The organism is Streptomyces sp. NPDC001848 (assembly GCF_042891915.1).
In the GTDB taxonomy this organism is placed as follows: Bacteria; Actinomycetota; Actinomycetes; order Streptomycetales; family Streptomycetaceae; genus Streptomyces.
Genome location: NZ_JBIATP010000013.1, coordinates 232,809 through 253,825 on the forward strand (window position 1 = coordinate 232,809; position 21,017 = coordinate 253,825).

The window sequence follows — 21,017 nt, forward strand, 5'->3', positions numbered from 1 at the left end:
GCAGCCCGGCGCTCACGGACCCGCAGTCGCGCCACTACGGCTCGACCACGACCTCCTGCGCGGCCGCTGTCTCTCCGGCCAGGAGCCTCGCGTCCACCGGGACGTTCCGCTTGACCAGGGCCAGGGCGACCGGGCCCAGTTCATGGTGGCGTACCGAGGTCGTCACGAAGCCGATCTTGCGGCCGTCGGGTCCGTCGTCCGCGAGGCGCAGCTCCGTGCCGTGCGGGGGCAGGTGGACCTCGCTGCCGTCGAGGTGGAGGAAGACCAGGCGGCGCGGCGGCTTGCCCAGGTTCTGGACGCGGGCGACCGTCTCCTGGCCGCGGTAGCAGCCCTTCTGCAGGTGGACGGCCGAGCCGATCCAGCCCAGCTCGTGCGGGATCGTGCGGTGGTCGGTCTCGAAGCCCAGGCGCGGCCGGTGCTGCTCCACGCGCAGCGCCTCGTGGGCGAGGATGCCGGCCGCGGGGCCGTTCTTCCCCGCGTACGACTCCAGGTCCGTGCGCGGGAGGAAGAGGTCGCGGCCGTACGGTGTCTCGCGGACCACGACCCCCTCGGGGGCCTCGGCGATGGAACCGGCCGGCAGGTGCACCACCGCGAAGTCGTCCGTCCGGTCGGCGACTTCCACGCGGTAGAAGAACTTCATCGACTCCAGGTACGCGATCAGCGCGCCCTGCGTGCCGGGCTCGACATGCGCCCAGACCGTCTCGCCGTCGTCGACCAGGTACAGCGCGTGCTCGATGTGGCCGTGCGCGGAGAGGATCAACGCCTCGGTGGCCTGGTGCGGGGGCAGTTCGCTGACGTGCTGGGTGAGCAGCAGGTGCAGCCAGCCCAGCCGGTCCTCACCGCTGACGGTGACGACACCGCGGTGCGAGAGGTCCACGAATCCGGAGCCGTCGGCGAGGGCGCGCTGCTCCCGGAACAGGTCGCCGTAGTGGGCGGCGACGCCTTCGTCCACGCCCTCAGCGGGGACGGCGCCGGGCAGGGACAGCAGGGGACTCTTCATGGTCTCAAGCCTACGACGGGGTAGTTGAACTCTTGAGGGAACAGTCCTTGCACCGGCCGAAGATCGCGAAGTGCTTCATGTCCGTCTCGAAACCGAACGTCTCGCGCAGCTTGGCCGTGAACTCGGACGCCACCGCGACGTCCGCCTCGATCACGTTCTGGCAGTCCCGGCAGACCAGGTGGATGTGGTGGTGCCGGTCGGCCAGGTGGTAGGTGGGAGCGCCGTGCCCCAGATGGGCATGACTCACCAGCCCCAGCTCCTCCAGGAGCTCCAGGGTCCGGTACACGGTGGAAATGTTGACCCCCGACGCGGTCTTCCTCACCTCGCTGAGGATGTCGTCGGGGGTCGCGTGCTCCAGGGCGTCCACGGCTTCGAGCACGAGTTGCCGCTGCGGGGTCAGCCGGTAGCCGCGCTGCCGCAGATCACTCTTCCAGTCGGTGCCCACCACAGCGTCCAGTCTAGGACGCCGCGATCGCTCGCACGCGGCTGACGGCCTTCTCCGGGCTGAAGGGTCCGGGCGGGTGGGAGGCGTCCGGCTTGTCACCCTTGTCCCGTCATTGGGCCGACCGGCCGCGGTGCCGCCGGTTGATCAGCACCGTGTATGCGGCCAGGGCAAGGCAGGCGGCCACCGCGGCCAGGCGGGTGATCGGTTCTGCCGCGCTTGCCGACGTGGCAGGGGCGATGACGGCGCCGGCGGTCAGGGCCGCTCCGCCACCCACCGGCACCAAGATCCTCATTCTGTTGTGGACATCACAAGAGGGGAGAGCTGCAGAGCTGTGGTCAACGCTGGTACGGAGAAGCCGGCGCACCGGATGGCCGGGAGTGGCGGAGGTGGAGCGCATCGCCACCGGACTCGCCGCCCTCGGGCGTGACGCCGAGACGGCGGACAGCCGCCTGGAGGGGAGGCCCGGCGGGGCACGGAACTTCCCCGACTTCGGCGGACGCGGCTTCATCCGGTTCGTCGCCGTGCCCCGGCGGTCTGGAACGGGTGAGCCCGCCTACTTGAAGAACGCGATCCCGTCGTCCGGGAGGTCGTCCGGAAGGGCCTTCGCCCAGCGCTCGACGTCCTCCGGGGTGACGACCTTCTTCAGGTGCGCCGACATGTACGGGCGCAGCTCCACCTCGGGGGTCTGCTTCTCGCCGACCCACATCAGGTCGCTGTTGACGTAGCCGTACAGGCGCTTGCCGCCGCTGTACGGGCCCGACGCCGCCGTACGGGCCACCGTGTCCGTCGCCAGGTCGATCTGCGGCTTCTGGTGCGCCAGCTCGCCGTACCAGACCTCGACGACGCCGTCACTGCGGACCATGGTCACCTCGACCTTGCGGTTCGCGTCGATCCGCCAGTAGCCGGACTCCGACTCCAGCGGCCTGACCTTGTTCCCGTCGCCGTCCAGCACCCAGGTGTGCGAGCGGTACTCCAGGAAGTCCCGACCGTCGTGGGTGAAGGAGACCTCCTGCCCGAAGTTGCACTTCTCGGCGCCGGGGAAGTCGTGCACACCCGCGCCGGTCCAGTTCCCGAGCAGGAAGGCGAGCGGGACGAGGTCCTTGTGGAGGTCGGACGGGATCTCGATCATGAGCAGCTTTTCGTCGTGGATGGCGTAGGGGTCAGCGCTGGCCCTGGAAGAGCTTCTTCACGGTCAGTCCGGCGAAGGCGAGGACGCCGACGCAGACCAGGACCAGCAGGGTTTCGAAGAAGATCTCCACGGGGTGCTCCTCGGATGAGCGCGATACGAGTACACAGGGCCGGGCTCCAGCTTACGCGGCCGGAACCGGGGCCTCTCTGTCCGGGCCCCTCGATCAGCCGTCGTGGCCTTCCGTGTCCGTGTCCAGCCCGTAGGGGCCTCGGCCACCGTGCTCGGCTACACGAGGTCGCCGCTCTTGACCACGCCGACGAAGCACGCCCAGGCGGCGGCCTGGAAGACGAGGGTGCCGCGGGCGGGGTCCTTGCTGTCACGGACGGGGACGATGGAGGGGAGGTCGGGGCGACCTCGACGCGGTTGCCTCCGTCCGGATTGCTGTAGCTGCTCTTGCGCCAGGTGGCGGCGCTCGGATCGATCGCTCGCACGGCACTTCCGCCCACATCCGCAGGATGAACTTCCGCGACTCGGCCGGGTTCAGAGCCACGTCACGCATCGCATCGTACGCACGTTGCAGAAGCTCAACTGAGCCGTTTCCTTCCACCAGTTCGCCGCGGGGTACCGGTCCGGGGCCGTGCCACGTGCGAGGAGCTGGCCGGCCTGCGGGAGGCCGCACTGGCGACATGGTGCTGAAAGTCGTCGAGCAGGGTTGGGCGGCCTCGCGGCGGCGCCGGCCCGCAAGGGGGTGCATCTGCGCGCGGCCGGTCGGGCGGAAGAGGCCCGCGCCTACCTGGACCGCGCCGCCGAGTTGTCCGCCACCGCCGTCGAGCACGAACAGCGGAATCTCACCGGGCCGCGCCCCCGCACCCTGGACGAGGTGCTGCGCACGGCCGGCGCCGCGACGGGCCTGGTCGGGGTCGCCGTCCTGCGTCGGGCCCTGACCACGGAGGAGTCCTTCTCCGCCACCGCCCGGGTGCGTGACCCGGCAGCCGCTCCCGTGCGCGCCCGGCGCCTCGCCGACATCGCCGCCGCCGTCGACCTGGACACGGACGGCGACGCGGCCTGGCGGCTGGCGCTGGAGAGCCACCTGCTGTACCACGCGCTGTTCCGCAAGCGGGCCGACTCCGCCCCCGGGCTGCGGGCCTACGGGGACGGCTGGGCGACCGCGTTGCGCGTCATGGTCCGGGTGGGCCGTCTGCACGGCGGCGAGGCCATGCAGAAGGACGTGCGTGCGGCCGTGGACCACTTCACCGAGAAGACGGCCCCCGTCGCGGATGAGCCCCGGCTGCGCCCGGGCCTGGACGCGCTGCGGGCCGAGACGACGTGACGACGGCCGGGACTACGCTTTCGGCATGGCCAAGAAGCTCGTGATCAAGGTGACGGCGGGGGCGGACGCCCCCGAGCGCTGCTCTCAGGCGTTCACGGTGGCGGCGGTCGCGGTCGCCAGCGGCGTGGACGTCTCCCTCTGGCTGACCGGTGAGTCGTCGTGGTTCGCACTGCCGGGACGGGCAGCGGAGTTCGAACTGCCGCACGCCGCGCCGCTGCCCGACCTGATCGAGTCGATCCTGGCGGCCGGCCGGATCACCCTGTGCACCCAGTGCGCGGCCCGCCGCGAGATCACGGAGAAGGACGTCGTCGACGGCGTGCGCATCGCGGGTGCGCAGGTCTTCGTACAGGAGGCACTGGCGGAGGACACCCAGGCGCTCGTGTACTGAACCCGGCCGCGAGAGCGTCACCCCAGCCCGCCGGGGAACTCCTGAATCAGGTGGGAATGGAGGTGCGCTGACGATGACGGGTCCCGAGGCGGCGGGCACGGCCGACGGACGGGCCACGGGCTCCGCCTGGGAGGCGGTCGCCAAGGTGCTGGACACCTTCGGCGCCGGGGCCTACCTGGCCGACGAGCGGGGGCACATCATCGGCGTCAACGCCGGAGCCGAGCAGCTTCTGGCCCGGCCCGCAGCGGGGATGGTCGGGCGGGACTCGCACGATCTGCTGCACCGCAACCGCTACGGCGAGACCATCCCCAGGATCCAGTGCCCGATCCGGGAGTCCATGCTCTCGGGAGGCACGGCACAGGGCACCGAGGAGTGGATGGAGCGGGGCGACGGCTCTCTGCTGGGCATCTCGTGGCTGGCCACGCCGTGTGTCATCGGCGACCGGCCGACCACCCTCGTCCTCTTCCACGCGCTCGGCCGGGCCGCGCCACCCGGCGAGCTTCCGGTCCAGGCCACGGCTTCGCTCTCCGAACTGGAGCGGCTGGCCCTGCTGGCCGAGACGACCACGACGCTGACCTCCACCCTGGACGTGGACGAGGCCGTACGCAGACTGGTGAGACTGGTGGTGCCCCGCCTCGCGGACTGGGCCGTCATCGACCTGATCACCGAGCGCGACGAGGTCTGGCGCACCGCCGTGGTGCAGGTGGAGGACGGCGCGCTGGTGCACCGGGAGGAGCTGGAGGGTGCCATGCCACCGGTGCCCGAGGAGTCCCCGATGCCCCTGTCACGGGCCCTGCGCGGTGTCGCGTCCACCCTGGCCGGGCCGGAGACCTACCAGGGGCCGCCCGACTCGGGCATCGCGGTCGAGCAGCGCCGTCTGTTCGACGCGACCGGCATGCACTCGGCCGCCATCGCGCCCATCCGCGGCCTGCGGGAGGTGCTGGGAGCCCTGACCCTGGGCCGCTCCGAGCGGCCGGAGCGGTTCACCGTCGCGGACCTCACCCTGCTCGAGGACATCACGCGCCGTGCAGGGCTCGCCCTGGACAACGCACGCCTCTACCAGCGGCAGCGCACGGTCGCCGAGACGATGCAGCGCCACCTGCTGCCCCAGCTTCCCCGCCTGCCGGGACCCGGGATGACCGCCCGTTACCTGCCGGCCCCCGACGCCTCACAGGTCGGCGGCGACTGGTACGACGCCTTCGTCCTGGCGGACGGCGCCACGGCCCTGGTCGTCGGCGACGTGGTCGGCCACGACCTGGACGCCGCGGCCGGCATGGCGCAACTGCGCAACATGCTCCGCGCCTACGCCTGGTCGCAGCAGGAACCGCCGAGCCGGATCGTGGAGCGACTGGACAACGCGGCTCTGCATGTCACCGAGGTCTCCATGGCGACCATGGTCCTGGCCCGGATGACCGTGACGGACACCGGGCTGTACGAGTTGACCTGGACCAACGCCGGCCATCCGCCGCCCCTGCTGGTCACCCGCGACGGCGTGGCCCACTACCTCACCGAGGGCCACGGCCTCCTGCTCGGCATCGAGGGCGGCCGGCCCCGCACCGACGCCACCGCCGCGCTGCCGCCCGGGTCCACGCTCGTGCTGTACACGGACGGCCTGATCGAGGACCGGGGGCACTCCGTCGACGAGGGGCTGGAGCGGCTGCGCAGACACGCGGCGTCCCTCGCCCACCGGCCCCTGCAGTCGTTCACCGACCAGCTGCTGAAGCGCGCCCGGCCACCGGGCAACGAGGACGACGTCGCACTTCTGGCCGTGCGCATCCCCACTTGACCCGGTGCCGCTGCGACTACCGCCGCTTCTTGCCGTCCAGCTCGTCCCACCACTCGTCGGACTGCGGGTCCCCGGACGGGTCGTCCCACCAGCGGTCCTCGGGGCCCCGGCGGTTCGCCACCATCGCGGCCAGGGGTGGGATCACCATCGCGACCACGCACATCCCCACGGCCGCCGGAACCGACCAGATGCGCACGACTCCCCAGGCCAGGACGAACAGCGCCAGGCAGGTGCCCATCATGGCGAAGTACACGTGACGTCGTCGTGCGTACATACCTTCACTATGCCCCGCGGACATGCGGAAGGACCGCACCCGAGGTGTCCAACCCGGGGGTGCGGCCCTTCAGCCATGCGCGGTACTGCTCAGACCGCGATCGCGACCTCCGCGAGGCCGCCCTTCTGGGCGACGACGGTACGGTCGGCGGTGCCGCCCGGCACCAGGGCGCGTACGGTCCAGGTGCCCTCGGCCGCGTAGAAGCGGAACTGGCCCGTGGCGGAGGTGGGGACCTCCGCGGTGAACTCGCCGGTCGAGTCCAGGAGGCGGACGTAGCCCGTCACCGGCTCGCCGTTGCGGGTCACGTGGCCCTGGATGGTGGTCTCACCGGGCTTGATCGTCGAGGCGTCGGGGCCGCCGGCCTTCGCTCCACACATGTGCTTCTCCGTCTTTTCCGAAAGGTCGTCTTACTTGCCGGCGCCGAGCTCGATCGGCACGCCCACCAGGGAGCCGTACTCCGTCCAGGAGCCGTCGTAGTTCTTGACGTTCTCCTGGCCGAGCAGCTCGTGCAGCACGAACCAGGTGTGCGCGGAGCGCTCACCGATGCGGCAGTAGGCGATGGTGTCCTTGGCCAGGTCCACGCCCTCGGACTGGTACAGCTCCTTCAGCTCCTCGTCGGACTTGAAGGTGCCGTCGTCGTTGGCCGACTTCGACCAGGGGATGTTCTTCGCGCTCGGGACGTGGCCCGGGCGCTGCGACTGCTCCTGCGGCAGGTGGGCGGGGGCGAGCAGCTTGCCGGAGAACTCGTCGGGCGAACGGACGTCGACCAGGTTCTTGGTGCCGATCGCGTCGACGACCTCGTCGCGGAAGGCACGGATCGAGGCGTCCTGCGGCTTGGCCTTGTACTCGGTCTTGGCACGCTCGGGCACCTCGGAGCCGTCGACCAGCTCGCGGGCGTCCAGCTCCCACTTCTTGCGGCCGCCGTCGAGGAGACGGACGTCCTCGTGGCCGTAGAGCTTGAAGTACCAGTAGGCGTAGGCCGCGAACCAGTTGTTGTTGCCGCCGTAGAGGACGACCGTGTCGTCGTTGGCGATGCCCTTCTCCGACAGGAGCGCCTCGAACTGCTCCTGGTTGACGAAGTCGCGGCGGACCGGGTCCTGGAGGTCCTGCTTCCAGTCGATGCGGACAGCGTTCTTGATGTGGTTCTTCTCGTACGCGGTGGTGTCCTCGTCGACCTCGACGATGACGACCTTGGGGTCGTCCAGGTGCTGCTCGACCCAGTCGGCGTCTACCAGGACGTCGCTGCGGCTCATGCTCTTTCTCCTCCGGGGCAGTTGCGGCGGGGCATTGCGAGTCAGAAGGGTGCGGGTACGCGGTGTCGCGGTGGCGTACGCGGCGCACGAGTGGCCCTGTGTCAGGAGCCAGGGCCGGCGATACGGGAGGGAAACTCTCCCGCTCAGGAAGTGCGACAGAGCATGGCGGCGACGCGGCACAGGTCTACTGCCCGCCGCTTCGTGAGATCCGCCTGTCGCTGCATGGGGTCGATCGTAGGGACCGGGCGCGGGGCGTGTCACCGGCGTGTCGCATGTTGAGATGCGATCGTCCGGGATGTGGGATGCGAAGTGGTGGCGAACGGCCGCCGCGCGATTCCGCCGTGCGCCCGTCCCGCACGCCATCTACGGTACGGACGGGATCGTCTCGCCCTTCGGACGACCGGCCCGCGTCCGGCCTGCCCCGGCCGTGCTCGCCTCGCCTCCGGGGCCTGCCCTCGCTGCCGGTCGCCGGTCCTCCTACCCGGCGAGCCGGACGCCCGAACCCTTCACCGCGATCTCCACGCCGTCCTTCGCGGCCTCGACCTTGTCCAGCTGGATGCCGCCGGGGAGCCGGTCGATGCGCTGCTGGAAGTCGGTGATGGTGCGGATCCGGGAGCCGGCGAGTTCCATGCCTGCGAGTTCGGGCAGGCTGTCGGCGTGCACCTTGACGGTGTTGCCCCGGGCGGTGACCGAGCTGAGCACGTACACCGGGTTCGGCAGCTTGATGCCGAGGGCGGGCGCCTCGACCTTCACCGCGACCTTGATCTTCCCGTTGCCGCCGTCGGACAGGCCGGTCACCCGGGCGGTGACTCCGGGAGCGACCTCGGTGGGCTGGGACTTGGCCGTCTTGAGCAGCTCGTCGTAGGTGATGAGCGCGGTGCCGGTGGCGGTGGCCGCGGTGGCGGAGCTGTAGTCGCCGGAGAACGTCACGTCCTTCATCGACGCGTTCAGGTCGTCGATGCGGATCTTCTCGGAGGGGGAGCCGGAACTGTTCGCGGTGGTCGCCTCGTAGTCCCTGATACCGACCTCGACGTCGTCCAGCCGGCCGGAGACGACCTGGGTGAGGAACGGGAAGCCCTTGATGGACACGTCCGGGGTGGTGGCCAGGTTCTCGGTGGTCCTGAGCTTGTCGGCCGCCTCGTTCTGCGCGAAGTGAACCGCGACGCGGTCCGCGATCACGAAGAGGCCGCCCAGGACCACGACGAGGATCAGCAGTATTCGCAGTGCGCGCATGCTCGGTTGTCCCCCACGTCGGCGGTCGTCACGGCGGTCCCGACGACCAGGTGGCCGTCCAGCGTGACAGTACCCGCCTGCGGAAGGGGGAACGGCGCATTGTGGATCACCTGTGACATGGGGAGGTCGCACAGCTGTGGACATGGGGAGGTCGGAGGCGTTCCTCCCCCATGCCCCGCAGAGCCGAGCCGTGCGGATCAGCCCAGCGCCCGGCCCAGTACGTAGATCACCGGTGCCGCCGCCGTCAGCGGCAGTGCGACGCCCGCCGTGAAGTGGACGAAGCGGGACGGGTAGTCGTAGCTCGCCACCCGGTGGCCGATCAGGGCACAGACGCCCGCGCCCAGGCCGAGGAACGCCCCCGCCGCACCGGACGTGCCGAAACCCGTGGCGCCGCCCGTCGCGATGCCCGCGCCCGCCGCCGCCAGCAGGGCCACCACCACCGACGCCGCCGTCGGCAGCGGCAGGGCACGGGCCAGGACTGCCACGGCGACCGCGATCGCGCCCACCGTGACCGCGTCGGGTACGGCCGCCAGGTGCCCGGCCGCGACGATCGACAGCGCGGCCGAGGCGACCGTCGCCATCAGGCCGTACATCCGGGTGTCCGGGTCGGCGTGCGACCTGAGCTGGAGGACCAGGGACAGCAGGACCCAGACGCCGAGCGTGCCCAGGATCGCCCCCGGCGCGTGCTCCCGGCCCGCCACCAGCAGCGCCGCGTCCGCGGTGACCGCGCCCAGGAACGCCAGCGCGATGCCCTGCCGGGCCGGCCACATGCCGTTCAGCCGGAACCATCCGGCCGCCGTGACGGCCTGCAGGATCACCAGCGGTACGGCGAGCGCGTACGTCCCGACGGCCGCGGCCCCGGCGAGCAGCGCCCCCAGCACCGCGGTGAGCGCGGCCGGCTGCAGCCCGGGCTCGATGATCGGCGAACGGCCTTCGAGCCGGGCCCGCTGGTTGGCGGGGAGGGTGGACAGGTCGACGGCCGGGGGCTCGGGCTCGGCGGCGGTGGTCGTCGTGGTGGCGGCTGCGCCGGGCGCTGCGTAACCGTGCGGCTCGTACGCCTGCGTCTCCGGCGGCAACGGCTGGGCCGCCCCGTAGGGCTGCCGCTGCCATTGCTGCTGCGGGTAGGCCGCGCCGTTCGGGTCGTACCAGCCCTGTTGTCGGTACCCCTGGGGGTCAGGGTGGCTCTGTTGGACCTGGTAGCCCTGGGCCTGGTGGGCCTGGTGGGCCTGGTGGGCCTGGTGGCCCTGCGGGTGGCCCGGGTGGCCGTCATAGCCCCCGTACCCGGGTGGCGCGTATCCCTGGTGCCCCTCGTATCCCTCGTACGGTCCCTCGTACGGCTGGTTGCTCATCGCTCATCCTCCTGCGAACGGCGGGAGCACCTCGACCGTGCCGCCCTCGGCCAGCCGTACCGTCTCGTGCTCACGGGTCCCGACGGGGTCACCGTCGACCAGGAAGGAGCAGCGCTTCAGGACGCGGACGAGTTCGCCGGGGTGCCTCTCGCGCGCCGCGTCGAGCGCCTCCGCGAGCGTCGTCGCCTCGTACGGCTCCTCGGCGACCCCCGCGGCCGCCTTCGCGGCGGCCCAGTAGCGGACCGTGCCCTTTGCCATCTGCTTCCTCGACTCGGTCGTGGTGAACACCGATCAGGCTAGCCCGCCCGGGACGCGACCCACGCGCCGATGCGGGCCAGCAGGGCGTCGTCGCTGGCGTTCTCGGCGTGGCCCATGCCGGGCTCCAGCCACAGTTCGGCGTGGTCAGGGGCGGCCTCGGCCAACATGCGGGGGTGGTCGACGGGGAAGTAGCCGTCCTGGTCGCCGTGCACGATCAGCAGCGGTGTCGGCGCGATCAGGGGGACGGATTCGACGGGCGAGGTCGGGACCGGGTCCCAGTCGCGGTGGTGGATGCGGGTGCGCAGGCCGTAGCGGCCCAGCAGGCGGCCCTCGGGTCGGGTCACCAGCCAGTGCAGCCGCCGCATGGGGGCCGTGCCCCGGTAGAACCAGCGGGCGGGCGCGGACACGGACACCACCGCGTCCGGATCCGCGCCCTCCTCGTGCAGTGCCGCGTGGCGCAGCACCACCGAGCCGCCCATCGAGAAGCCGACCGTGGCCACCCGCGTGTGCCCCAGCTCCCGGGCCCACCGCACCGCGGCCGCCAGGTCGTGCACCTCGCGGTCGCCGACCGTGGACCGGCCGCCGGACGCCCCGTGGCCCCGGAAGGAGAACGTCACCACGGCGCCGTACCGCCTGAGGACGCCCGCCACCCGGCGCACATGGGGCCGCTCCAGGTCGCCCGTGAAGCCGTGTGCCACGACGATCGCAAGCTGGTCCAGGTGGCCGGAAGATGGACGTCCGGTGTCGTATACAACGGATCCCTGATCGTATGCGGCGTCGATCGTCACCGCGTCGACCGTGCGCAGAAACGTCCGAACAGACCCGCGACGAGCCGTCTCGGAGTGCGGACAAACCGTGGATCCTGCCGTTCCACCTGCCGTACCGGTGCTCATGTGGGCTATTCTGCTGGGCAGAGGACTCGGGCAGCGTAGCCCCCGGGTCCTTTTGTGCTTTCGGACGCGTTGTATACGACGCGGGAAACCGCAGGTGTACGGGCCCCGGGATGCGCAGAGCAGTGCCGCCCCGCCAAACGTCCTCGCAGGGACCGAGGAGGAACCAGACGTATGAGTTCTCTGCTGCTCCTGACCAACGCCCTTCAGCCGTCGACGGAGGTGCTTCCCGCTCTCGGTCTGCTCCTGCACAACGTGCGAGTGGCTCCGGCGGAAGGCCCGGCCCTCGTCGACACGCCGGGCGCCGACGTCATCCTCGTCGACGGGCGACGGGACCTGCCGCAGGTGCGCAGCCTGTGCCAGCTGCTGCGCTCCACCGGGCCCGGCTGTCCGCTCCTCCTCGTCGTGACCGAGGGCGGTCTCGCGGCCGTCACCGCCGACTGGGGCATCGACGACGTCCTGCTGGACACCGCGGGGCCCGCCGAGGTGGAGGCCCGGCTGCGGCTCGCCATGGGCCGCCAGCAGATCGTCAACGACGACTCCCCGATGGAGATCCGCAACGGCGACCTGTCGGTGGACGAGGCGACGTACTCGGCCAAGCTCAAGGGCCGCGTCCTCGACCTCACTTTCAAGGAGTTCGAGCTCCTGAAGTACCTCGCGCAGCACCCGGGCCGCGTCTTCACCCGCGCCCAGCTGCTGCAGGAGGTCTGGGGCTACGACTACTTCGGCGGTACGCGCACCGTCGACGTCCACGTACGACGGCTGCGCGCCAAGCTGGGGCCCGAGCACGAGTCGCTGATCGGCACCGTCCGGAACGTGGGCTACCGCTTCGTCACCCCCGAGAAGGTGGAGCGCGCCGCGGAGGAGGCGAAGGCCAAGGCGGCCCGGCCGCAGGCGGACGATGCGGACGACCCGGCGCCGGTGGCGGGGGCCGAGGTCACCGCCGAGGCGTAGGCCGACGTCACCGCCGAGACACCGGTGGACGTCACCGCCGAGGAGACGCAGGTCACCACCCAGGTCACAGGTGGGGCATAGAACCGGGAAAGCCCTGCCCAGAGGCGGTCCATCCGCGTAGACTCCGCGCGTGGCCAAGGTGACTCGGGATGATGTGGCGCGACTGGCGGGGACATCCACCGCCGTCGTCAGCTATGTCATCAACAACGGACCCCGGCCGGTCGCCCCGGCCACGCGCGAGCGTGTCCTCGCCGCGATCAAGGAACTGGGATACCGGCCCGACCGGGTCGCCCAGGCCATGGCGTCGCGGCGCACGGATCTCATAGGCATGATCGTGCCGGACGCGCGTCAGCCCTTCTTCGGGGAGATGACGCACGCGGTCGAGCAGGCCGCCGCCGAGCGCGGAAAGATGGTGCTCGTCGGCAACACCGACTACGTGGCCGAGCGCGAGGTCCACTATCTGCGCGCCTTCCTCGGTATGCGCGTCTCCGGGCTGATCCTGGTCAGCCACGCGCTCAACGACCACGCCGCCGCGGAGATCGACGCGTGGGACGCCCGGGTGGTGCTGCTGCACGAGCGGCCCGAGGCGATCGACGACGTCGCGGTCGTCACGGACGACCTGGGCGGCGCCCAGCTCGCCGTGCGACACCTTCTCGAACATGGATACGAGTACGTCGCCTGTATGGGTGGTACCGCCGAGACCCCGGCGGTCGGCGACCCCGTCTCCGACCACGTCGAGGGCTGGCGGCGCGCGATGCAGGAGGCCGGGATCTCCACGGAGGGCCGCCTGTTCGAGGCGCCCTACAACCGGTACGACGCGTACAACGTCGCCCTGGAACTGCTGTCCGGGCCCCATCGGCCGCCGGCGATCTTCTGCTCCACCGACGACCAGGCGATCGGCGTGCTGCGGGCCGCCCGCGAGCTGCGGATCGATGTGCCCGGGGAGCTGGCGGTGGCCGGGTTCGACGACGTGAAGGAGGCGGCTCTGACCGACCCGCCGCTCACCACGGTCGCCTCGGACCGTTCGGGCATGGCCCGCGCGGCCGTCGATCTGGTGCTCGACGACGGGCTTCGGGTGGCTGGGTCGCGGCGGGAGCGGTTGAAGTTGTTCCCCTCGCGGCTGGTCGTGCGCCGTTCCTGCGGCTGCGAGTAGCAGGGCCCCAGCCCCCTGAGTCACCCCGGAACCCACCCTCCGGAATCCCCCGGAACCTATGAGCCGGACGCCTTCATCGCGGACGCCTTTATATCGGACATACACGGTTCTGTCGGGCTTCTCAGCGGGGCCTCAGGAAGCTCTCATGATCACGGGACACTCTCTTCTACATGACCGAGAGCTTCCGCCGCAGCAGCGAGTACGAGCACCCCGAGAGTCACGGACCCCAGTCCGCGTACCCCGAGCAGCAGCACACCCCTTCCCCCGTGAACCCGGAGTGGCCGCCCCCTCCGGCGTACGAGCCGGCACAGCCGGCGGTCGCGGCCGGCGGCGGTCATGACGGCAACGGCGACGACGGCACGGCCGTCCTGGCCGCCGTCCCGGCCCGCCCCGAGCCGAAGCGGCGCGCCAAGGGCCCGCTCGTACTCCTCGCCGCCGTGGCGATCGTCGCCGCCGCGATAGGAGGCGGCACGGCGTACGGGATCCAGGAGCTGACCGGCAAGGGCACCGCCGCCTCCACCAGTTCGACCAGCACCAACGTGGTGCCGTCCAGCGCCAGGGGCACGATCGCCGGGGTGGTCGCCGCGGTCAACCCGAGCATCGTGGAGATCAACGCCACCTCCAACGCCGGTCAGTCGACCGGTTCGGGCGTGATCATCACCGGCGACGGCCAGATCATCACCAACAACCACGTCATCTCCGGCGCCTCCTCCATCAAGGTGACGACGAGCGACGGCAAGTCGTACACCGCGCAGGTCGTGGGCACCGACAGCAAGAAGGACCTGGCGCTCATCAAGCTGCAGGGCGCGTCCGGGCTGAAGGCCGCCACGCTCGGCAACTCCGACGGTCTCCAGGTCGGCGACCAGGTCGTTGCCATCGGCTCCCCCGAGGGGCTGAGCGACACGGTCACCAGCGGCATCATCTCCGCCCTGAACCGTGACGTCACCGTGCCGACCGACGAGAACCAGCAGCAGGGCGGTGACGGCCGGTGGCCGTTCGCGTTCGGCGGCCGGCAGTTCAACGGCGACACGGGCTCGTCCACGACGACGTACAAGGCGATCCAGACCGACGCCTCCCTCAACCCCGGCAACTCCGGTGGCGCCCTCATCGACCTGAACGGCAACGTCATCGGCATCAACTCGGCGATGTACTCGGCCAGTTCGGACTCGACCTCGTCGAGCGCCGGCAGCGTCGGCCTGGGCTTCGCCATCCCGATCAACACCGTCAAGTCCGACCTGGCGACGCTGCGCTCCGGCTCTCAGAGCTGAGCGGGCGCCCCGCCGGGCGAGTGGTAAGGAGTACGACATGATCACGATGGCTGTGCACGAGGTCACCGGGGCCACCGAGCCCGGCGGAGTGCTGCTGGCCCTGGCCGTGGCGAACGAGCTCCACGCCCCGACACGGCGCCGGCCCCGGACCCGGACCCGGCCTCAGCCCCGGCCCAGGCCCCTGCCGCGGACCCTGCCGCGCGTCGAGCGCGCCCCCGAGGTCGCGATCCCGCAGGTGGCGGTGCCGCAGCTGATGGGACTGCGCATGACGGACGCGCGCCCGCACCGCCGCAAGGTTCCGCTGAACCGGCTGACCGCGGTGATGGGCTGACCGCAGCTGTTCAGTGCCCGGGGGCGCGCGACCCGGCGCCGGCGGGGTTCCTCCGCCCACAGCAAGAACCTTTCCGTCCCCGACCCGAATCGTGCGAGGCTGAATCCGTATCGCCCGCCCGCCGCACCTTGAGGAACTCCACATCCATGAGCCCCGCCGAAGGCGACCGTGAACCCCAGCGCATCCTGATCGTCGACGACGAGCCGGCCGTGCGTGAAGCACTCCAGCGCAGCCTCGCCTTCGAGGGTTATGCCACCGAGGTGGCCGTGGACGGTGCGGACGCGCTGGACAAGGCGACCGCGTACCAGCCGGACCTGGTGGTCCTCGACATCCAGATGCCCCGCATGGACGGCCTCACCGCCGCCCGCCGGATCCGGGGGGCGGGCGACACCACTCCCATCCTGATGCTGACGGCCCGCGACACGGTCGGCGACCGTGTCACCGGCCTGGACGCCGGGGCCGACGACTACCTGGTCAAGCCGTTCGAGCTGGACGAGCTGTTCGCCCGTATCCGCGCCCTGCTGCGCCGCAGCTCCTACGCGGCGGCCGTGGCGGGCGCGGCCGAGGAGAACGACGTCCTCACCTTCGCCGACCTGCGCATGGACCTCGCCACCCGGGAGGTCACACGCGGCGGGCGCCCGGTGGAGCTGACCCGTACCGAGTTCACGCTCCTGGAGATGTTCATGGCACACCCGCGCCAGGTGCTGACCCGCGAGCAGATCCTGAAGGCGGTGTGGGGCTTCGACTTCGAGCCGTCCTCGAACTCGCTCGACGTCTACGTCATGTACCTGCGCCGCAAGACGGAGGCGGGCGGCGAGCCGCGCCTGGTGCACACCGTGCGGGGCGTGGGCTACGTCCTGCGGCAGGGCGGCGCCGAGTGATCAAGCGGTTCCGTTCCCTTCCGCTGCGCTCCCGGCTGGCCCTGCTGGTCGCGGCGGCGGTGGCGTTCGGGGTGGCGGCGGTGTCCGTCACCTGCTGGTTCATCGTGCAGGGCAAGCTGTACCAGCAGGTCGACAACCAGCTGAAGTCCGCCAGCGGCCCGGTCAAGATGGTCGGGCTGACGAACACCCTGAGCAACTGCCGGACCAGTCCCGCTCCCCAGGACGACCGCGGTCCGCAGCCCGACACCTACTACATGCAGGTGATCAACACGGACGGCAGGTCCTGCGTCTACCCGACGTCCGCGGGCCTCCTCCACGTCACCCGCACCGATCTCGAGGTCGCCGGGAACCCGGCCCTGAACCGGAGCATCATCCACAACAGCACCGACAGCAAGGGCAATCCGGTGCGGGTGATCGCGGCGCCCCTGATGAGCGAGGGCCCGGGCGGCCTGCAACTGTTCGCCGACAGCGCCCTGCTCGTGGCGGTCTCCCTCAGAGACACCCAGAAGACGCTCGGCGACCTGGCCCTGATCCTCCTCGTGGTGTCCGGCATCGGTGTCGTGGGCGCCGGAGCCGCCGGTCTCACCGTGGCCCGGGCGGGTCTGCGCCCCGTCGACAAGCTCACCGAGGCCGTCGAGCACATCGCCCGCACCGAGGACCTCACGACCCGTATCCCGGTCGAGGAGGAGAGCGAGGACGAGATCGCCCGTCTGTCCCGGTCCTTCAACTCGATGACGTCGGCCCTGGCCAGCTCGCGGGAACTGCAGCAGCAGCTGATCGCGGACGCGGGCCACGAGCTGCGCACCCCGCTCACGTCGCTGCGCACCAACATCGAACTCCTCACCCGCAGCGAGGAGACGGGCCGCCCGATCCCCCCGGCGGACCGCAAGGCGCTGCTCGCCTCGGTGAAGGCGCAGATGACGGAGTTGGCCTCGCTCATCGGTGACCTCCAGGAACTGTCGCGCCCCACGAGCGGCCAGCACGCCGACAAGGCGCAGGTGGTGGCGTGGCAGGACGTCGTCGAGTCGGCGCTGCGCCGCGCCCGGCTGCGCGGCCCGGAGCTGACCATCACGGCCGACCTCCAACCGTGGTACGTCCGCTCGGAGCCGTCCGCACTGGAGCGGGCGGTGGTCAACATCCTGGACAACGCGGTGAAGTTCAGCCCCGAGGCCGGCACGATCGAGGTCCAGCTGGCCGACGGCGTGCTGAGCGTGCGCGACCACGGCCCGGGCATCGCGGTCGACGAACTCCCGCACGTCTTCGACCGCTTCTGGCGCTCCCCGAGCGCCCGCGCCCTGCCCGGCTCGGGCCTCGGCCTGTCGATCGTGGCCCGCACGGTGGAGCAGGCGGGCGGCGAGGTGTCCCTGACCCCCGCGGAGGACGGCGGCACGGTGGCGACGATACGGCTGCCGGGGGCGCCGACTCCGCCGCCGGAGGAACAACCGACCGTCGCGTAGCGCTCCGCCCCCGCTGAGGATCAGTGGTGGCCGAGCATGCCGGGGGAGTCGATGTCGACGGTGAGGATGCCCGGCGGGTAGTCGTCCTCCCGGCCCGTCAGGATGATCGACATGCCCCCCGTCTCCAGATGTGGTGTTGCGACGTAGAGAGCGTGACAGGTGTCAGGGCCGCCCCAGCCGTCCCTGATCATCCCTCCGACCGTGGCCGCCGCAACCTGGGTGAGCGGGTCGACCATGACGCCCGGCAGCGCCAGCACGTCGCCTGCGATGCCCTTCTCCGTCGACTCGGCGTGCATCAGGCACAACGCCGGGATGTGCAGCCGGTCTCCCGGCGTATGAGCGACGTTGTCGGCGAGATGGTGCAGAGCGCGGTGTCCCTGTGTGAGCGCCACCACCGCACTGGTGTCGAGAACGATCACGCGGCCCTGCTCCTCGGGGTGTGCATCTTCTCGGCAGCCATGGCGTAGATATTCGCCAGAACGTCGGGCCCCTGGTCGAGTTCTTCGTCGGTCAGCGTGCAGCCCATGCGCTCACGAAGCACCTTGCGAGTGGCGGCGACGCGTTCCGCGATCTGCTCCGCGGTGAGCTGTTCCGCCGCCAGCTTCTCGACGAGCTGCCCCAGGGTCATCCCCCGCTCCTTGGCGACCTGGGCGAGATGGTCCCGGGCCTGCCGGGACACCTGAATGGTCGTGTGCTCTGCCATAGCGTCACCATAGTCACACCAGAGCACCTGCGCGCCAGGTCTCCCCACGGCTTCACCCGAAGGTGTTCAGGCCCCTCGCCCTCGCCCTTGCCCCGCCCCGCTCCGCGCCCGCGGCCGAGGCGGGGCTCCGCACAGTGTTCCGGGGCCCCGCCCCGTCTCCTTGTCCGGGGGTTACGTACGGACCGTGATGCGGTCCGCCGCCGGCACCGGATACGGCGACGTGGCCGACGAGTTCGCCGTCAGATGCGCCTCGAAGGCCGCCAGGTCGTCCCCGCCCACAAGCACGTTCGTGCCCTTGCCCAGCTCCGCGAAGCCGTCGCCCGCCACCCGCGAGGAAAGAGTTCATCGCGACCCGGTAGGTGGCGGCGGGGCCGATCGCCGCGCCGTTCAGCCGGATCGAGTCCACGACCACGCGCGCGGCGCCCGACTTCGTCAGGTCCAGCGTGCAGGTGAGCCCCTTGGAAACCTGGAGGATCTTCGGGGAGGCCTCGTTCGCACCGCTGACCTGCTGCTGCAGCGCGGTGATCAACTGCGCACCGGTCAGGTTCACCAGGTTGACGGTGTTGGCGAAGGGCTGGACCGCGTACGCCTCCCCGTACGTCACCACCCCGTCGCCCTCGCCGCCGCTCGCTGCGTAGGTGAGCGGGGCGCGGATACCGCCGGGGTTCATCAGGGCGAGGTCCGCCTCGGGGTCCACGAACCTCGGCCGGGGTACCGGCCGTGGCCAGGCCCGCGGCGGCGGCGAGGATGCGGTGAAGATGTCTGTGCCGGAGGTTCGGCGGCATGTGCCCCCCTGCGGTGTGCCCTGCGGTGTGCCCTGTGCCGTGTCCTGTGGTGTGCCCTGCGTGTGCCCTGCATGTGCAAAGAACGCACCAAGACGGCGGTTCGGGCAGCTTGGAGTCAACGCGCGTAGCGCCAAAGGGGGTTCAGGGTTACGAGCGGGTTGCCCTTTACCTCCCCTTTCCTTGCTCGGCCCCGTACTCTCGTACCCATGACCAGCGACGACACCGCCCGCCCGGCCACGACCCGCTCCCTCGAGACCCGCACCGCGCTCTCGCCCGAACAGGCCGACGCCGTGCTGGCACTCCTCGCCGACGCCGCCCGGGTCGACGGGCAGCAGGCCGTGTCCGAACAGGGGCGGCTGCAGTTGCGCGGCGGCGAGCGGGAGGGCGTCTCCCATCTTCTGCTGACGGTCGACGGCACGCTCGTCGGATACGCCCAACTGGAGGACACCGACCCGGTGGAGGCGCCGGCCGCCGAGCTGGTCGTCCACCCGGCGCACCGCGGCCACGGACACGGCCGGGCGCTGGGCTCCGCCCTCCTCGCGGCCTCCGGCAAGCGGCTGCGAGTGTGGGCGCACGGCGGCCACGCCGCGGCACGGCACCTGGCGCAGGTCCTCGGCCTGACCCTGTTCCGCGAACTGCGCCAGTTGCGCCGCTCGTTGACGGACTTCGACCCGCCGGAGCCGACGCTGCCGGAGGGCGTCACGGTGCGCACGTTCGTGCCCGGGCAGGACGACGCGGCCTGGCTCGCCGTCAACGCGGAGGCGTTCGCCCACCACCCCGAACAGGGCTCCCTCACCCAGCGCGACCTCGACGACCGCAAGGCGGAGCCGTGGTTCGACCCGGAGGGCTTCTTCCTCGCGGAACGGGCGGGCGAACTGGTCGGCTTCCACTGGACGAAGGTCCACGCGCAGGAGCGGCTGGGCGAGGTGTACGTCCTGGGCGTCCGCCCCGGCACGCAGGGCACCGGCCTGGGCCGCGCCCTGACCACGATCGGCCTGCGCCACCTGGCGGCCCGGGGCCTGCCGACGGCGATGCTGTACGTCGACGCGGACAACAAGGCGGCGTTGGCGGTGTACGAGCGGCTGGGCTTCACGACGTACGAGACGGATCTGATGTACCGGACGGAGACCTGATCCAGGTTTCCGCCGCCCCCGCCGCCCCTACCCTTCCCGTCCCTGGGGGCTGCGCCCCCAGCCCCCCTTTCGGCCTGAACGGCCTCGTCCTCGAACGCCGGACCGGCTGAAAATCAGCCCCTCCGGCGTTCGAGGGGCAGAGGTCCGGGGCCGGCCCCCGAAAAGCGGGTCTGGGGCGCAGCCCGCCGGGGTACGGGCGCAGCCCGCCGGGGTACGCGCGCAGCCCGCCGGGGTACGCGCGCAGCCCGCCGGGGTACGCGCGCAGCCCGCCGGGGTACGCGCGCAGCCCCGCCAAGGGGGCGCAGTCGACGCAGTCCTTGCCAGGCCCCCCGGGGACGCAGTCCCGCCAGGGGTGGGTGCCGGAGGACGCAGGCCGGGCCAGGGGTGCTGGGGACGCAGTCCCCGCCGCGGGTTCCAGGGGCGCAGCCCCGCCAGGGGTGCAGGGGCGCAGCCCCGCCAGGGGTGCAGGGGCGCAGCCCCGCCGAGACGCAGGGACCCAGCCCCGCCAAGGGGCGCAAAGGCGCAGCCCCGCCAGGGGGCGCAAAGGCCCAGCCCCGCCAAGACGCAGGGACCCAGCCCCGCCAAGGGGCGCAAAGGCCCAGCCCCGCCAGGGGGTGCAGAGGCACAGTCCCGCCAGGGGGTGCAGAGGCACAGTCCCGCCAGGGGATGCAGGGGCCCAGCCCCGCCAGGGGGCGCAAAGGCCCAGCCCCGCCAGGGGGTGCAGAGGCACAGTCCCCGCCAAGACGCAGGGACCCAGCCCCGCCAAGGGGCGCAAAGGCCCAGCCCCGCCAGGGGGTGCAGAGGCCCAGTCCCCGCCAAGACGCAGGGACCCAGCCCCGCCAAGGGGCGCAAAGGCCCAGCCCCGCCAGGGGGTGCAGAGGCCCAGCCCCGCCAGGGGGCGCAAAGGCCCAGCCCCGCCAAGGGGCGCAAAGGCCCAGCCCCGCCAGGGGGTGCAGAGGCACAGTCCCCGCCAAGACGCAGGGACCCAGCCCCGCCAAGGGGCGCAAAGGCCCAGCC

24 protein-coding genes and 3 pseudogenes are annotated in these 21,017 nt (G+C 71.5%); 10 read left to right on the forward strand and 17 right to left on the reverse strand.

Annotation, left to right across the window (positions count from 1 at the left end):
• Positions 1–34: 34 nt before the first annotated feature.
• From ACFYZJ_RS26920 to ACFYZJ_RS26945, 6 genes and pseudogenes are all read right to left on the reverse strand, one after another.
• Positions 35–1,000: a YgfZ/GcvT domain-containing protein gene (locus ACFYZJ_RS26920; RefSeq protein WP_388572022.1), complete on the reverse strand. Its 966-nt coding sequence runs from the start codon at positions 998–1,000 to the stop codon at positions 35–37.
• 10 nt (positions 1,001–1,010) lie between these two features.
• Positions 1,011–1,448 (reverse strand): Fur family transcriptional regulator, encoded by a 438-nt coding sequence (locus ACFYZJ_RS26925; RefSeq protein WP_388572023.1) that lies wholly within the window; start codon positions 1,446–1,448, stop codon positions 1,011–1,013.
• A gap of 106 nt (positions 1,449–1,554) precedes the next feature.
• Positions 1,555–1,737 (reverse strand): hypothetical protein, encoded by a 183-nt coding sequence (locus ACFYZJ_RS26930; RefSeq protein WP_388572025.1) that lies wholly within the window; start codon positions 1,735–1,737, stop codon positions 1,555–1,557.
• 261 nt (positions 1,738–1,998) lie between these two features.
• Positions 1,999–2,574, reverse strand: a complete 576-nt coding sequence (locus ACFYZJ_RS26935; RefSeq protein ID WP_388572027.1) for an FABP family protein — start codon at positions 2,572–2,574, stop codon at positions 1,999–2,001.
• Positions 2,575–2,859: 285 nt separating this feature from the next.
• A pseudogene (locus tag ACFYZJ_RS26940) lies at positions 2,860–3,080 on the reverse strand (DUF397 domain-containing protein).
• A pseudogene (locus ACFYZJ_RS26945) lies at positions 3,050–3,193 on the reverse strand (XRE family transcriptional regulator); the annotation flags it as partial. The pseudogenes ACFYZJ_RS26945 and ACFYZJ_RS26940, both read right to left, overlap by 31 nt.
• A 93-nt stretch (positions 3,194–3,286) precedes the next feature.
• Here ACFYZJ_RS26945 and ACFYZJ_RS26950 point away from each other — a divergent pair.
• The 3 genes from ACFYZJ_RS26950 (at position 3,287) to ACFYZJ_RS26960 (ending at position 6,078) form a co-directional block, all read left to right on the forward strand.
• Positions 3,287–3,904: a hypothetical protein gene (locus ACFYZJ_RS26950; protein ID WP_388572029.1), complete on the forward strand. Its 618-nt coding sequence runs from the start codon at positions 3,287–3,289 to the stop codon at positions 3,902–3,904.
• A 25-nt stretch (positions 3,905–3,929) separates the two neighbouring features.
• The gene (locus ACFYZJ_RS26955) at positions 3,930–4,292 is read left to right on the forward strand and encodes a DsrE family protein (protein ID WP_388572031.1); all 363 of its coding nucleotides are present in this window, start codon (positions 3,930–3,932) and stop codon (positions 4,290–4,292) included.
• 73 nt (positions 4,293–4,365) lie between these two features.
• Positions 4,366–6,078, forward strand: coding sequence for a SpoIIE family protein phosphatase (locus ACFYZJ_RS26960; protein ID WP_388572033.1), 1,713 nt, complete (start codon positions 4,366–4,368; stop codon positions 6,076–6,078).
• Between the two features lie 16 nt (positions 6,079–6,094).
• Here ACFYZJ_RS26960 and ACFYZJ_RS26965 read toward each other — a convergent pair whose 3' ends face one another.
• From ACFYZJ_RS26965 to ACFYZJ_RS27000, 8 genes are all read right to left on the reverse strand, one after another.
• On the reverse strand, positions 6,095–6,352 hold the full coding sequence (locus tag ACFYZJ_RS26965) for a DUF3099 domain-containing protein (RefSeq protein WP_103844332.1): 258 nt from the start codon (positions 6,350–6,352) through the stop codon (positions 6,095–6,097).
• Positions 6,353–6,441: 89 nt separating this feature from the next.
• Positions 6,442–6,729, reverse strand: a complete 288-nt coding sequence (locus ACFYZJ_RS26970) for a DUF1416 domain-containing protein (protein ID WP_388572035.1) — start codon at positions 6,727–6,729, stop codon at positions 6,442–6,444.
• Positions 6,730–6,759: 30 nt separating this feature from the next.
• The gene (locus ACFYZJ_RS26975) at positions 6,760–7,605 is read right to left on the reverse strand and encodes a sulfurtransferase (protein WP_388572037.1); all 846 of its coding nucleotides are present in this window, start codon (positions 7,603–7,605) and stop codon (positions 6,760–6,762) included.
• 143 nt (positions 7,606–7,748) lie between these two features.
• On the reverse strand, positions 7,749–7,829 hold the full coding sequence (locus ACFYZJ_RS26980) for a putative leader peptide (protein WP_355139345.1): 81 nt from the start codon (positions 7,827–7,829) through the stop codon (positions 7,749–7,751).
• Positions 7,830–8,082: 253 nt separating this feature from the next.
• Complete coding sequence (locus ACFYZJ_RS26985; protein ID WP_388572038.1) at positions 8,083–8,838, reverse strand: DUF2993 domain-containing protein; 756 nt, start codon at positions 8,836–8,838, stop codon at positions 8,083–8,085.
• Positions 8,839–9,035: 197 nt separating this feature from the next.
• On the reverse strand, positions 9,036–10,187 hold the full coding sequence (locus ACFYZJ_RS26990; RefSeq protein ID WP_388572040.1) for a hypothetical protein: 1,152 nt from the start codon (positions 10,185–10,187) through the stop codon (positions 9,036–9,038).
• A gap of 3 nt (positions 10,188–10,190) precedes the next feature.
• Entirely contained in the window at positions 10,191–10,445 is a 255-nt protein-coding gene (locus ACFYZJ_RS26995) for a MoaD/ThiS family protein (protein WP_388572042.1), read from the reverse strand.
• A gap of 38 nt (positions 10,446–10,483) precedes the next feature.
• Positions 10,484–11,338 (reverse strand): alpha/beta hydrolase, encoded by an 855-nt coding sequence (locus ACFYZJ_RS27000; protein WP_388572044.1) that lies wholly within the window; start codon positions 11,336–11,338, stop codon positions 10,484–10,486.
• Between the two features lie 171 nt (positions 11,339–11,509).
• Between ACFYZJ_RS27000 and ACFYZJ_RS27005 the strand changes: the two genes are divergently transcribed.
• The 6 genes from ACFYZJ_RS27005 (at position 11,510) to ACFYZJ_RS27030 (ending at position 17,379) form a co-directional block, all read left to right on the forward strand.
• On the forward strand, positions 11,510–12,289 hold the full coding sequence (locus ACFYZJ_RS27005) for a winged-helix domain-containing protein (protein ID WP_388572046.1): 780 nt from the start codon (positions 11,510–11,512) through the stop codon (positions 12,287–12,289).
• Between the two features lie 130 nt (positions 12,290–12,419).
• On the forward strand, positions 12,420–13,442 hold the full coding sequence (locus ACFYZJ_RS27010; protein WP_388572048.1) for a LacI family DNA-binding transcriptional regulator: 1,023 nt from the start codon (positions 12,420–12,422) through the stop codon (positions 13,440–13,442).
• Between the two features lie 170 nt (positions 13,443–13,612).
• Positions 13,613–14,710 (forward strand): S1C family serine protease, encoded by a 1,098-nt coding sequence (locus ACFYZJ_RS27015; protein WP_388572050.1) that lies wholly within the window; start codon positions 13,613–13,615, stop codon positions 14,708–14,710.
• A gap of 37 nt (positions 14,711–14,747) precedes the next feature.
• Entirely contained in the window at positions 14,748–15,041 is a 294-nt protein-coding gene (locus ACFYZJ_RS27020) for a hypothetical protein (protein WP_388572052.1), read from the forward strand.
• A gap of 146 nt (positions 15,042–15,187) precedes the next feature.
• Positions 15,188–15,922 carry a response regulator transcription factor gene (locus tag ACFYZJ_RS27025; RefSeq protein WP_388572054.1) on the forward strand — a complete coding sequence of 245 codons (735 nt, stop codon included), beginning with the start codon at positions 15,188–15,190 and terminating at the stop codon, positions 15,920–15,922.
• Positions 15,919–17,379 (forward strand): sensor histidine kinase, encoded by a 1,461-nt coding sequence (locus ACFYZJ_RS27030; protein WP_388572056.1) that lies wholly within the window; start codon positions 15,919–15,921, stop codon positions 17,377–17,379. The genes ACFYZJ_RS27025 and ACFYZJ_RS27030 overlap by 4 nt, the downstream gene beginning before the upstream one ends.
• A 20-nt stretch (positions 17,380–17,399) precedes the next feature.
• Here the strand turns inward: ACFYZJ_RS27030 and ACFYZJ_RS27035 are convergent, their stop codons facing one another.
• The 3 genes and pseudogenes from ACFYZJ_RS27035 to ACFYZJ_RS27045 form a co-directional block, all read right to left on the reverse strand.
• Positions 17,400–17,798 (reverse strand): hypothetical protein, encoded by a 399-nt coding sequence (locus tag ACFYZJ_RS27035; protein WP_388572058.1) that lies wholly within the window; start codon positions 17,796–17,798, stop codon positions 17,400–17,402.
• Positions 17,795–18,082, reverse strand: coding sequence for a hypothetical protein (locus ACFYZJ_RS27040; protein ID WP_388572060.1), 288 nt, complete (start codon positions 18,080–18,082; stop codon positions 17,795–17,797). Before ACFYZJ_RS27040 ends, ACFYZJ_RS27035 begins: the two co-directional genes overlap by 4 nt.
• 171 nt (positions 18,083–18,253) lie before the next feature.
• Positions 18,254–18,779: pseudogene (locus ACFYZJ_RS27045) on the reverse strand (5'-nucleotidase C-terminal domain-containing protein); the annotation flags it as partial.
• A gap of 294 nt (positions 18,780–19,073) precedes the next feature.
• On the opposite strand from ACFYZJ_RS27045, the gene mshD reads away from it, so the two are divergent.
• Positions 19,074–20,000 (forward strand): mycothiol synthase, encoded by a 927-nt coding sequence (gene mshD / locus ACFYZJ_RS27050; protein ID WP_388572062.1) that lies wholly within the window; start codon positions 19,074–19,076, stop codon positions 19,998–20,000.
• Positions 20,001–21,017: the final 1,017 nt, after the last annotated feature.

Excerpts from the sequence above, each read along its gene's own strand:
- ACFYZJ_RS26920 (WP_388572022.1), bottom strand. The coding sequence starts at position 1,000 with ATGAAGAGTCCCCTGCTGTCCCTGCCCGGCGCCGTCCCCGCTGAGGGC.
- ACFYZJ_RS26930 (WP_388572025.1), bottom strand. The coding sequence starts at position 1,737 with ATGAGGATCTTGGTGCCGGTGGGTGGCGGAGCGGCCCTGACCGCCGGC.
- ACFYZJ_RS26935 (WP_388572027.1), bottom strand. The coding sequence starts at position 2,574 with ATGATCGAGATCCCGTCCGACCTCCACAAGGACCTCGTCCCGCTCGCC.
- ACFYZJ_RS26955 (WP_388572031.1), top strand. The coding sequence starts at position 3,930 with ATGGCCAAGAAGCTCGTGATCAAGGTGACGGCGGGGGCGGACGCCCCC.
- ACFYZJ_RS26960 (WP_388572033.1), top strand. The coding sequence starts at position 4,366 with ATGACGGGTCCCGAGGCGGCGGGCACGGCCGACGGACGGGCCACGGGC.
- ACFYZJ_RS26965 (WP_103844332.1), bottom strand. The coding sequence starts at position 6,352 with ATGTACGCACGACGACGTCACGTGTACTTCGCCATGATGGGCACCTGC.
- ACFYZJ_RS26970 (WP_388572035.1), bottom strand. The coding sequence starts at position 6,729 with ATGTGTGGAGCGAAGGCCGGCGGCCCCGACGCCTCGACGATCAAGCCC.
- ACFYZJ_RS26975 (WP_388572037.1), bottom strand. The coding sequence starts at position 7,605 with ATGAGCCGCAGCGACGTCCTGGTAGACGCCGACTGGGTCGAGCAGCAC.
- ACFYZJ_RS26980 (WP_355139345.1), bottom strand. The coding sequence starts at position 7,829 with ATGCAGCGACAGGCGGATCTCACGAAGCGGCGGGCAGTAGACCTGTGC.
- ACFYZJ_RS26985 (WP_388572038.1), bottom strand. The coding sequence starts at position 8,838 with ATGCGCGCACTGCGAATACTGCTGATCCTCGTCGTGGTCCTGGGCGGC.
- ACFYZJ_RS26990 (WP_388572040.1), bottom strand. The coding sequence starts at position 10,187 with ATGAGCAACCAGCCGTACGAGGGACCGTACGAGGGATACGAGGGGCAC.
- ACFYZJ_RS26995 (WP_388572042.1), bottom strand. The coding sequence starts at position 10,445 with ATGGCAAAGGGCACGGTCCGCTACTGGGCCGCCGCGAAGGCGGCCGCG.
- ACFYZJ_RS27000 (WP_388572044.1), bottom strand. The coding sequence starts at position 11,338 with ATGAGCACCGGTACGGCAGGTGGAACGGCAGGATCCACGGTTTGTCCG.
- ACFYZJ_RS27005 (WP_388572046.1), top strand. The coding sequence starts at position 11,510 with ATGAGTTCTCTGCTGCTCCTGACCAACGCCCTTCAGCCGTCGACGGAG.
- ACFYZJ_RS27015 (WP_388572050.1), top strand. The coding sequence starts at position 13,613 with ATGACCGAGAGCTTCCGCCGCAGCAGCGAGTACGAGCACCCCGAGAGT.
- ACFYZJ_RS27020 (WP_388572052.1), top strand. The coding sequence starts at position 14,748 with ATGATCACGATGGCTGTGCACGAGGTCACCGGGGCCACCGAGCCCGGC.
- ACFYZJ_RS27025 (WP_388572054.1), top strand. The coding sequence starts at position 15,188 with ATGAGCCCCGCCGAAGGCGACCGTGAACCCCAGCGCATCCTGATCGTC.
- ACFYZJ_RS27040 (WP_388572060.1), bottom strand. The coding sequence starts at position 18,082 with ATGGCAGAGCACACGACCATTCAGGTGTCCCGGCAGGCCCGGGACCAT.
- mshD (WP_388572062.1), top strand. The coding sequence starts at position 19,074 with ATGACCAGCGACGACACCGCCCGCCCGGCCACGACCCGCTCCCTCGAG.